The sequence below is a fragment of the Shewanella sp. SR43-4 genome (assembly GCF_014163845.1).
Lineage (GTDB): Bacteria > Pseudomonadota > Gammaproteobacteria > Enterobacterales > Shewanellaceae > Shewanella > Shewanella vesiculosa.
Genome location: NZ_JACJEB010000022.1, coordinates 56,546 through 68,203 on the forward strand (window position 1 = coordinate 56,546; position 11,658 = coordinate 68,203).

An 11,658-nucleotide genomic window follows, 5' to 3' on the forward strand; every position below is an offset into this window, starting at 1 on the left:
CGGTTTAACTCTTATCGCATGTCATTAATGTTCGTCTAATAAAATGAGGGCATCATCATAGTGAATCGACATCATCATGTTCCGCTAGGGTTTACCTTGGTTGAATTGGTTACCACCATGATTGTGATTGGTATTATTGCCGTGACAGTGTTGCCACGTCTGTTGTCTGACTCTTCTTATAGCGCCTACAGTTTACGTAATGAATTTATCAGTGAATTACGTCAAGTCCAGCTTAAAGCAATGCAAAATACCGATCAGTGTTATCAAATTGATGTGACAGCAAGCGGGTATACTTTGCGCCATTTTAGCGGAAGAACCGCTAGCTTATGCACAAACCAAGTTCGCATAGAGCAATCACAAACCTTCAGCGGTGGTGCCTATATCGCGTTAGCCAGTAATGCGAGTCAGGCTTTTTCAATCACCTTTGACGAGCAGGGCCGTATGGTATCACCAGCGTGTTCAGGTAATTGCTTTAATGCTGTTGCAGATGAAACCTTAGCTATTGCGGTTGAGTCAGAGGGGTATATTTATGCTCAGTAAGTCGCAATCGTGTCAACATGATCAACATCAACATCAACATCAACAACGCTTGCAACTATCTCGACGTCAGCGTGGCTTTACCCTGATTGAACTCGTTATCGGTATGATAGTGATTGGCATCGCGATTGTAATGATCACTAGCATGTTGTTCCCTCAAGCAGATAGAGCGGCGACGACATTACAAAGAGTGCGCTCCGCTGAGTTGGCGCATTCGGTTATTAATGAGATTTGGGGCAAGCGTTATGATCAAAAGACCAATCCCAATGGTGGTGTTCCGGCGTGCAATGCTCCTACTGGGGAAGTTTGTACCGCGGCCAGTTCCCTAGGCCCTGATGGTGAAGACCGCGACGATTTCAACGATGTTGATGATTATGATGAGTTAGATCAAACACAAAACATGCTCAATTCAAGTCAAACCTATGCCCAAGCTTATCCCAATTATCGCTTGAACGTGTCAGTAGCCTATCTTGACTCGTCAACGCAGGCGCAAAAATTAATTACTGTAGACGTTACAACCCCTGCTGGTGAAGTGATCACTTACCAAGCGGTAAGGAGTAACTACTAATGCAGGAGTATCGCCATCCAAAAATAGCGGGATTTACCTTAATTGAAATGGTTACGGTTATTTTAATTTTAGGGATTATTGTGGTTGGAATAAGCAGTTTTGTTGTTTTTGGTACTCGCATTTTTGTTGAATCAAGCGCAGTTGATCAGGTACTCAGTCAAAGCCGTTTTGGCATTGAACGGATGACCCGCGATATTCGCCGCGCAGTTCCCAATAGTATGCGAGTGCTAACAGCGACTGATGGCAGTTATCAATGCCTGGAATTATTACCTATTAGTGCCAGTACATCGTATATTGATGCGCCGTTTTTCCCGCAATCAGTGCAAAATACGTTAACCGCGATTAAAAGTGTTCGTTCAATTAATGCTGCTCAATCAGTGCTGATTTACCCTTTAACCGCTAGCGAGGTTTATAACCCTCAAGGATTAACAGCAAAGCGTTTTCTGGTGCAAAGTGTGGCTGAAAGCGGAGATCTCCTGACGATTACCTTAACCCAAAGTATTCGCTTTACCGAAGCGTCGCCATTAAAACGCTTGTATGTTGCCCAGAGCCCACTCAGTTACTGTTTTATTAACACCGCGGGTAATGTTGATTTACGCTTATACCAACAATATGGCTATAAGGCTGTGCAGCCCTCTCCAGCGGATATGGGGAATGGCGTCTTGATGGCACAAAATATTACTAATACTTTAACCATTAATCCGGCAATCATTTTAACGCCAGCAACATTAGTGACTAATGCTATAGTGCATTTACAGCCTAGGTTTAGGGTGAATGGCGAAACATTTCAATATCAACATCAAGTGCAGGTGATGAATGTACCCTAAACTGAAATTGCCGCAATATTCTCAACAAGGCAGTGCATTAATCATTGGTATTTTTGTGCTGACAGTGATGTTTTTGCTGGCGGCGAGTTTAATCCGCATTGTTAGCGATGCCGATGAGTCGGTTAATATGGAAGTTTGGGGTACTCGAGCTTTATTTAGTGCCAATAGTGGCGCTGATGCGGCTCTGTCTCAGTTGTTCCCCCTTAGTGGTGTTAATGGAAGTTGTAGCAATGTGAGTTCAACTTGGTCGCCGCCAACAGGAGGAAATGGATTTCATAACTGTACTGTGTTGGTTAACTGTAATGCTACAACTGTGGCCAGTATCACTCAGTATCGAATTAACAGTTTAGCGGTATGCGAGACAGGTAACTGTGCTGGTAACTCAGATAGCTCAACATGTTTGCGAGTGAGTCGCCAAGTAGAGGTAGAAGCCCGTGGTAATTAACCCTTTTATGTTAATGATATCGAGTTTAGTTAGCAGGTTAGCTTTTTTTCTATGGCTAACTACTGCCATTTTGATGCCTTTGTCTGTGGCGCAGGCTGATTGGAGCACAACCTTTAAAGAAGGGGTTAACAATATTGATAGCAGTGGCACCATTAGTTTGAATACGGCCACGATTATTAATGCACCTAATAACAGTAAGTTACCCACCTACAATTATATTCAGGGAGGGGATTCTAGATTTAATTCTTGTATTAGCAGTAATGGTACTGCAAAAGTGTGTAGCAAGGGCCAGTATGTGGCTGAATTACCCAGTGGCCGCATTGATTTTGCCCAGTGCCAATCAACCAGTAGTGTTGATGTAGGTCCTCCCGTTTATGGTCAAGAAACCATTAGCCTTGCTGAGGGTGAATACCGCAATGTGTCAGTTGCTAATGGTGGTGATAAAAAGGTTGTTTTTACCACTGAGAATGGTAAATATAAAATTAAAAACCTGACCGCTAGCTCAGGCACTATAGAGTTTTCTGCAGGGCAATATTGGATCGAATCAATGAACATTAATAATGGTGTTCAATTGATATTTCCGCCGTCAGGTCGGGTGAGTTTTTTTATTAAAAACGATTATGTTCAAAAAAATCTGACCTTGGCCAGTTCGGCAGATAAATTGCTTTTTTACAATTATGGTAAATTTGAGATTGAAGGCGGTGCTAGCTTAAATGCATATGTCGTATCCGAAAATACCGTCACAATTAATGGTTCTGCTAAAATTCAAGGTGCTGTGACAGGTAAAGATATTATCTTAAATGGCAGTTCATCGGTGACATTTTCTGCTAATGCGGATCAAATTGATCTGGTTCCAGATTGTAGTATTAAGATTCAGACTATCACGCCATTTCATATTCAATATGGCAAGTCCGCAGCGAGTTCCGGTAGTACATCCAAAAGTGTGGTGTTTGATTCAGCATTTCAAAGCGGCGTAATGCCGCTAGTTTTTGTGATGCCGACTGTGTCAGAAAATAACCCTGTTGCCAACGATGGTCCTCAAAGCGTGTTTTTATCTTCAATCAGTGCAAGCGGTTTTACTTGGGAGCGAAAATGGCCTTCAGGTAATAGAGTGTCAGCGGCAGAGATGCCTGAAGTACACTGGATTGCAGTTACGCCCGGTCAATTTGATTTAAATAACGGTAGCCAATTAATCGCTGGTTCAGTGTTGCAGAATAAGGCCTTGGTCGGCTCGAACAATCAATATATCAGCGTATCTTTACCCAGTACTCAAGATGTGGTGCTTAACCAACTACAAACCCAAAATAATAACTGCTGGTTAACCAGCACGTCGCAATTTACTTCAAGTGGTATCGAATTAGCGATGGATACTTCTGAAGTGCGCAATAATTCGGGGCAATGTGAGCCGAGTAAATTAAATGCCAATAATTTACAATATGAAAAAATTGCCTACTTATCAGTAACGTCTGGCAGTGGCCCGCTAGTGCTGGAAGGTAAAAATGTCAATTATCATTTTGGTCGTTCGACCACCTTTAAGACAAATGTGAACAATACCCAAGACGTCAATTTTCAATGTACTAATTTACTCACACCATTAAATGGTTTTACTAGTGTACCAACATTGGTAGCCAGTAAAAACAGTCGTTTGGGTGGTGATGGCGGTTGGTTACGGCGTTGTAAATTAACCAGTAACTCAGTCAGCATAATTAATGATGAAGATACCTTTAGTGATAGTGACCGTAGTCACGTGTGGGAAAACTATAGTTTTATTGCCATAGAAAAACTCGCCCCTGTGCGCCAGTGTTTTACTGATAATTTTGAACGGGCAAGCTTAGGCAGTGACTGGGTTGTGGCTCAAAGTTCGGGTAACTTTACCCCTTCAATAGTTAACGGCCGCTTACGACAAACTGAAGCGAGAACTAACCAAGCAACATCGACAACTTATCAGCGTTTATTTCCTGCGGTTAATAATAAAGTCGAAATTGAGTTTGATCATTATGCCTATGGTGGTAACGGTGCCGACGGTATTGCGTTTGTATTATCCGATGCTGCTATTACCCCGCAGCCAGGCTCTGCTGGTGGTCCAATGGGATATGGTGCACGTTCTAATGTGAATGGTTTTGCTGGTGGCTGGCTAGGTTTCGGGATTGACGAGTACGGTAACTTTTCTGCTGAAGGTGGTCCTAGCGGTCCAGGCCGACGTCCACAATCGGTATCGATTCGAGGTTCAGGTTCTGGTACTTCTGGTTATCCTTATTTACGCGGAACTTGTAGTAATGGCACCACTAATACCGGTAGTTGCTTATCTCCGAAAGTGGATAACAATAATGTTTCACCTGCGCATCGGTACCGTATTACTGTTGACTCATTACTCCCTAATCAATCAATCGTTAAGGTTGAACGCAATAGTGGTAGCGGTTTTGTTGAAATTATTCCCGCATTTAATGCTGCCGGCATCTCTTCACAAGCTGCGATACCTGAGAACTTTTTGTTGTCGTTAACGGGATCAACTGGCGGATCCACTAATAATCATGAAATCGATAATGTTGAGATTTGTGCGCTCAACTCCAGCCCTATTGGAGTACAAATTGATCATTTTGAGTATTCCTATTCTGGTCAAGGGATCACTTGTGCACCCAAAACATTATCTATTAAAGCCTGTGCTAACACAGATTGCAGTGCGACTGTGCCTGATACTGTCACGGCGACGCTCAGCCCTGCAACAGTGACAGGCGGTGGCGGTTGGATTGGTGGCAGTGTAGTAACGTTTACTGGAGGGCAAAAATCAGATTTACAGCTAAGACATAATACTCCCGGCACTGTGACTTTAGGTGTCACCGGGTCTACGCCAAGCACTAAAGCATTCAGTAAAACCTTGTGCCGTGTTAATGGCAGTGCCGCAAGCGAGGCTAACTGTAATTTAGTTTTTGCCGATAGCGGTTTTATTTTTGAGGTACCGGATAAGTTGGCCAACAAACCAACAGGTAATATTTCTATTAGTGCAGTGAAAAAATCGGATAGTACTCTGCAATGTATCCCAACGTTTGCTAGCATCACCAAAAACGTCGGTTTTTGGAGTACCTATATTGAGCCGACGACTCCAATTAGTGGTCAATCAATAACAGTGAATAATATCGTGGTAGGTAAGCAGAGTAGCACCGCAACCACGCTTGCGTTGGTATTTGATGCACAAGGAAAAGCCAATATTAACGTCAACTATCCAGATGCAGGAAAAATGCAGCTAGATGCAAAGTATACTGGTACAGGTGATGAACAAGGCTTGGTAATGGTTGGTTCCGATCTGTTTGTTAGCTTTCCGGTAGGTTTATGCGTTACCCCCAAAGAGAGTGTTGCAGAGTGTTCTGCAAGTATTAGTAGTACGTGTAATCGATATAAAAAAGCTGGTGAGCCATTTGAGTTAATTATTCAAGGTAAAGCATGGCAAGCGGATGGTGATACAAACTACTGCGATAATATAAATACCCCTAATTATGTCCATAACAATATAGCATTAGGCAATCAAATTATTTCACCATCGGATGGTGTGCTAGGTGCTGTAGGTACGACGGCATATAATCATGTTGCGCAAACCACGAGCAGTAATACCGTGTCGCAGACAGTTACTGAAGTGGGCGTGTTTAAGTTTACCGCTGATCCACCGAGCGAATATTTAGGCTCAAGCTTTTATAATATTCCACAGGCGGCATCGCCTAATATAGGGCGCTTTGTACCCGACCGCTTTGTTGTGAGTAGCTCAAGTGTGCTGCCATCTTGCGGCAGTTTTAGCTATATGGATCAACCTTTTGCTCTCGCCTTAACCTTAGATGCAGTCAATACTGGCACTTATGTCACTCAGAACTATCAAGGCGCCTTTGCTAAAGCGAGTGCAAGCTTAGTGGGTGAAGATGCCAATAATGGCATTGATTTAAGCAGCCGATTAAGTGCTTTACCGGTTAATGCTGGCTCTTGGGTTTTGGGTCAAGCAAACGTAGGATTATCTTATCAAGCTAATTTCAATCGTACAGTGGCCCCTGGTGTGGATGGCCCATTTAGTCAATTAGCTATCGGTGTACAAGCCTTTGATAACGATGGTAGTGTGTCGTTTATTGCATCAGCTGATATGCGCGCAGACAGCAGTGGTATTTGCGCCGACAGCAACAACTGCAACGCCAAACGATTATCGACGCAAGACTTACGCCACGGCAGAGTTGTAATGGATAATACTTATGGTCCTGAAAATGAAGTATTAGACATGCCAACCTATGCCCAATATTGGAATGGCAGTAGCTGGGTAACGAATACTGGCGATAGCTGTACTCAAGTTATCGTTCCGCTTGACGGCAGTGAAATATACGCGCCATTATTAGCATCTGATCAGGTTGTGAATCGTACCAATAATGGCACATTAGTTAACAACGGCCAGTCAACCTTGTTATGGCAAAATAAAGGTTCTACAGCATATCGAGGTCAGGTGACTGCCCCGTTAAAAGTAGAGCCATGGCTTCAGTGGTATTGGAATTGGGACCAAGCAAGTCCGGCCCAGCTTTATGACCCAAGAGCAAGTGCCTTCTTTGGTCGTTACCGAGGTCATGATAGGATCATTTATTGGCGTGAGGTGGGGCAATAATATGCATGAAAAAGCATCAGATTTGGGCTTTTTTGATTTAAAACTGCGCGGATGTTGATTTTTTAACAGCTTTTACAAAAAAAAACGCTAGATTAGCAATTGTTAACCTGTTCGGTATTGTAGAATGGGGGTGTCATTGATAAAGTTAGCTGATTTTTCTTCTTCTGACTCAACAGAATACAGGCCTGATACATGTTCAAAAAGTTGCGCGGCATTTTTTCTAACGACCTATCGATCGATTTAGGTACGGCAAACACTCTTATTTATGTTCGCGATGAAGGTATCGTGTTGAACGAACCCTCAGTGGTTGCCATTCGTGGCGAACGCAATAGCAATGGGCCAAAGTCAGTTGCTGCAGTTGGCAGAGAAGCAAAACAAATGCTAGGCCGAACGCCTGGTAATATTCAAGCTATTCGGCCGATGAAAGACGGCGTAATTGCTGATTTCTATGTGACTGAAAAAATGCTTCAGCACTTTATTAAGCAAGTGCATAACAACAGTTTCTTTCGTCCAAGTCCTCGTGTTCTGGTGTGTGTGCCAGTGGGCGCGACTCAAGTTGAACGCCGCGCCATTCGCGAGTCCGCTATGGGTGCAGGTGCTCGTGAAGTGTACTTAATCGAAGAGCCTATGGCAGCAGCAATTGGCGCTGGTTTGCCGGTATCTGAAGCGACAGGTTCAATGGTTGTTGATATCGGTGGCGGTACTACAGAAGTGGCGATTATTTCGTTAAACGGTGTAGTGTATTCTTCATCGGTACGTATTGGTGGTGACAAGTTTGACGATGCGATTATTAATTATGTTCGCCGTAATTACGGTAGCTTAATTGGTGAAGCAACGGCTGAGCGTATCAAGCATACCATAGGCACAGCATACCCAGGTGACGAAGTGCTTGAGATTGAAGTGCGTGGTCGTAACCTTGCTGAAGGTGTACCAAGAAGCTTCACCTTAAACAGCAATGAAATTTTAGAAGCATTACAAGAGCCATTATCTGGTATTGTCAGTGCGGTAATGGTTGCCCTTGAGCAATCACCACCAGAACTGGCCTCAGACATCTCTGAGCGTGGCATGGTATTGACTGGTGGTGGTGCATTACTACGTGACTTAGACCGTTTATTAATGCAAGAGACAGGAATCCCGGTGATGGTTGCCGACGACCCATTAACCTGCGTTGCTCGTGGTGGCGGTAAAGCCCTTGAAATGATTGATATGCACGGTGGTGATTTGTTCTCTGAAGAGAACTAATTATCATCTGCTGAGCGGCTTTGTTAATGGCATTTTATGGGTTAACAGAGTTGCGAACACTTTATGAAACCAATTTTCGTTCGTGGCGTCTCTAGTCAATTCCGACTGACACTGGCAATTATTTTGTCGGTGGCATTGCTGATGACTAATTACCGTCTTGACCCTGTTCGCCAGTCTTTATCCTCATTATTAAGCCCACTGCAGTTTTTGGCCAATGTGCCAGGTATGATGCTCGACTGGTCTGCCGAAGCCTTTGCCACGCGTAATATGCTCGAACTGCAAAACAAAGAACTCTTACGCCAACAACTGGTGATGTCAGAACGTTTACAGCGTTTTGAACATGTCCGCCAAGAAAATGAGCGTTTACGCGCATTACTTGGTTCTCCTGTGCACATGGATTCTCGTAAAATGGTCGCTGAAGTCATGGAAGTTGCCAGCGATCCTTTTCGGCAGTTTGTAGTGTTAAATCATGGTTTACAGAACGGCGTTTATGTCGGTCAGCCAGTGGTGGATGCCAAAGGCGTTGTAGGGCAGGTGACTGAAGTGAGTGAGTTTACTAGTCGCGTGTTGATGGTGTCAGATAGCACTCATGGTATTCCGGTGCGTGTTACTCGTAACGATGTGCGGGCAATTGCCAACGGTACCGGTGATATCGACCAAATTGAATTACGCAATGTGGCTAAAAGTACTGACATTATTGTGGGTGATTTATTGGTAACGTCAGGTTTGGGAAATCGTTTTCCTGAGGGATATCCCGTCGCTCGTGTTATCAGTGTATCGCGTGATGATGGTCAGAGTTATGCGGTTATTAATGCCCAGCCCTTAGCTGCGCTTGATCGTATTCGGTATGTTTTGCTTATTTGGCCTGATGAAACCAAGCCTTTTACGTTGCCTGCTGAGGTCCAAGGGCTGATGAACGAGACGGCTGATAATGCTGTAACGAATGGTGAAACGGAAACCATACCTAACCAGACTAGTGATAATGCACCGTCATCTCAAGTTGGTACTCCGCCTTCACAAACAACGACTTCACCAACAGTAAGCGAGGAAAACCAATGAGCGCGCACATTGCTAATGGTCGCTTAGTGGTATGGCTGACTTTATTTATTGGTATGATGTTTCAGATCATGCCGCTACCGGAAGTGGTCGAAGCATGGCGACCAGACTGGCTCCTTATGGTCATGATGTATTGGGCGATGGCGTTACCGCATCGTTACAGTATTCTCACTGCGTGGTTGTTAGGGGTCATGCTTGATGTGTTATTGGGGGCCCATTTAGGCATCCGTTCACTCGCATTGTCGTTAGTGATTTATATTGTCGTGTTGTTGTCTCAACAGTTACGTAACTACCCTCGCTGGCAACAATCATTACTCCTAGCATGTTTTATCTGTATTTATCATTTGGTGATATTTTGGATTCAGTTTGTTGTTGTCGGTGCGACACCATTTGATGTTGAGATGTTTTTACCCGCAATTTCGAGTTTATTTATTTGGTGGTGGGTGTTCTGGGTTCTGCGTAACATGCGCCGCCATTACAAAGTACGTTAATCAATCTGATAACGTAAGAATTGTTTTAATGTACACTAATAAGAGTAACTAACCGATGACATGGGTACTGGCTTCAACATCACCAAGAAGAAAAGAATTACTGGCGCAAGCTGGCTTTAGTCAGGCAGATTTCTCATTTCAGCTAGTCGCACCCGATATCGATGAAACACCCCAGTTAACTGAAACGCCACAACAATATGTGTGCCGTTTAGCCGTTGAAAAAGCCCAAGCGGGTTTAGCCCTGAGTGGCCATATTATCGCCCCAAAAGTACTCGGTTCAGATACAATAGTGGTATTGAACGATCAAATCCTCGGTAAGCCAATAGACCAAGATGATGCCAAGCGTATGTTGACATTATTATCTGGTAAAACTCATGAAGTGATGACCGCGGTGGCGTTAACAGATGGTGAGCATACCTTTAGCCGCCTGTGTCGAACCCAAGTCAGCTTTTGTGACTTATCTGCTGCCGACATAGACGCTTATGTGGCATCGGGCGAACCAATGGATAAAGCTGGCGCATATGGCATACAAGCTTTGGGTGGTTGTTTTGTTCAATCAATTAGTGGCAGTTATTCAGCCGTCGTTGGTTTACCGCTTGTAGAAACGCGTGAATTATTAGCCTGCATGATGCAGCAAACTTAACTTTTGCTTTAATCGGTCATCTACGGTGGTGCAACTGCTGTCAACATTACGATTGGAGCATGACCCAGATACTGGTGGCCTATGAACATAAAAACTCAACGTAAAAAAGGCACAGAATTACTCATTAATGTCACGCCAACAGAAGCGCGTGTAGCATTAGTCGAGCATGGTGTTTTACAAGAAGTGCATATTGAACGTCGCATGAAGCGAGGTTTGGTCGGCAATATCTATAAAGGTAAAATCAGCCGTGTACTTCCAGGCATGCAAGCCGCATTTGTTGATATTGGCTTAGACAAAGCCGCTTTTTTACATGCTTCCGATATTGTTCCGCATACTGAATGTGTTGCCGATGTTGAAAAAGGTAACTTTGTGGTGCGCGATATTGCCGAGCTTGTTCGTCAGGGCCAAGACATTATGGTGCAAGTGGTCAAAGACCCGCTTGGCACTAAAGGCGCCCGCCTCACTACCGACATTACTTTACCTTCCCGCTATTTAGTTTTTATGCCTGGTTCTAGCCATGTTGGCGTATCGCAACGCATTGAACTGGAAGAAGAGCGCCAACGCCTCAAAAATATTACCCTTCCTTATGTTGATGATGATGGCGGTTTTATTATTCGCACAGCCGCTGAAAATATTGGTGAAGATGAACTGGCTCAAGATGCAGCATTTTTGCGCCGAGTGTGGGCCAAAGTCAGCGAGCGTCGCAAACGGAAAGGGGTGATATTACTCTATCAAGACTTAGCGTTACCGGTACGGATTATTCGTGACTTTGTGGGAACAGAGCTTGATCATATTCAAGTTGACTCACGCCGTACATATGCTGAACTTCAACAGTTTGTGCAAGAGTTTATGCCTGAGATTGCTAACAAAATTGAGCATTATGCCGGCCCCGCGCCTATTTTTGAATTGTATGATGTTGAAAATGAAGTTCAACGCGCTTTAGGTCGCAAAGTTGAACTCAAATCGGGTGGATATTTAATTATTGATCAAACCGAAGCTATGACCACAGTCGACATTAATACCGGTGCATTTGTAGGTCATCGTAATTTAGAAGAAACCATATTTAATACTAACCTTGAAGCCACTCAAGCGATTGCAAGACAGCTGCGATTACGTAATTTGGGTGGGATTATCATTATCGATTTTATTGATATGCTAAGTAAAGAACACCAAGCACGGGTGTTAGAAAGTTTAAATGCGGCCTTGGCGTTAGATAGAGTCA

10 protein-coding genes are annotated in these 11,658 nt (G+C 43.8%); all 10 read left to right on the forward strand.

The genetic code is table 11. The features are described from left to right. The first annotated feature begins 57 nt into the window (after positions 1-57). Positions 58-540: a type II secretion system protein gene (locus H5123_RS18845; RefSeq protein ID WP_404948330.1), complete on the forward strand. Its 483-nt coding sequence runs from the start codon at positions 58-60 to the stop codon at positions 538-540. Then, a complete protein-coding gene (locus tag H5123_RS18850) occupies positions 530-1,105 on the forward strand; it encodes a prepilin-type N-terminal cleavage/methylation domain-containing protein (RefSeq protein ID WP_182698950.1) in 576 nt (191 codons plus the stop codon). Before H5123_RS18845 ends, H5123_RS18850 begins: the two co-directional genes overlap by 11 nt. Continuing rightward, a complete protein-coding gene (locus H5123_RS18855; protein ID WP_182698951.1) occupies positions 1,105-1,932 on the forward strand; it encodes a PilW family protein in 828 nt (275 codons plus the stop codon). Before H5123_RS18850 ends, H5123_RS18855 begins: the two co-directional genes overlap by 1 nt. Beyond that, positions 1,922-2,377: an MSHA biogenesis protein MshP gene (locus tag H5123_RS18860; protein WP_182698952.1), complete on the forward strand. Its 456-nt coding sequence runs from the start codon at positions 1,922-1,924 to the stop codon at positions 2,375-2,377. Before H5123_RS18855 ends, H5123_RS18860 begins: the two co-directional genes overlap by 11 nt. Further along, positions 2,367-7,004, forward strand: a complete 4,638-nt coding sequence (locus H5123_RS18865) for a DUF6701 domain-containing protein (protein ID WP_220487696.1) — start codon at positions 2,367-2,369, stop codon at positions 7,002-7,004. The genes H5123_RS18860 and H5123_RS18865 overlap by 11 nt, the downstream gene beginning before the upstream one ends. 192 nt (positions 7,005-7,196) lie before the next feature. After that, the gene (locus tag H5123_RS18870) at positions 7,197-8,246 is read left to right on the forward strand and encodes a rod shape-determining protein (protein ID WP_011639153.1); all 1,050 of its coding nucleotides are present in this window, start codon (positions 7,197-7,199) and stop codon (positions 8,244-8,246) included. 63 nt (positions 8,247-8,309) lie between these two features. After that, positions 8,310-9,305: a rod shape-determining protein MreC gene (gene mreC / locus H5123_RS18875; protein WP_182698953.1), complete on the forward strand. Its 996-nt coding sequence runs from the start codon at positions 8,310-8,312 to the stop codon at positions 9,303-9,305. After that, positions 9,302-9,793 carry a rod shape-determining protein MreD gene (gene mreD, locus H5123_RS18880; protein ID WP_124015312.1) on the forward strand — a complete coding sequence of 164 codons (492 nt, stop codon included), beginning with the start codon at positions 9,302-9,304 and terminating at the stop codon, positions 9,791-9,793. Before mreC ends, mreD begins: the two co-directional genes overlap by 4 nt. A 55-nt stretch (positions 9,794-9,848) precedes the next feature. Next, on the forward strand, positions 9,849-10,436 hold the full coding sequence (locus tag H5123_RS18885) for a nucleoside triphosphate pyrophosphatase (RefSeq protein WP_124015311.1): 588 nt from the start codon (positions 9,849-9,851) through the stop codon (positions 10,434-10,436). 81 nt (positions 10,437-10,517) lie between these two features. After that, positions 10,518-11,658 (forward strand): ribonuclease G (gene rng, locus H5123_RS18890; protein WP_182698954.1); only part of this gene is annotated, 1,141 nt, incomplete at its 3' end.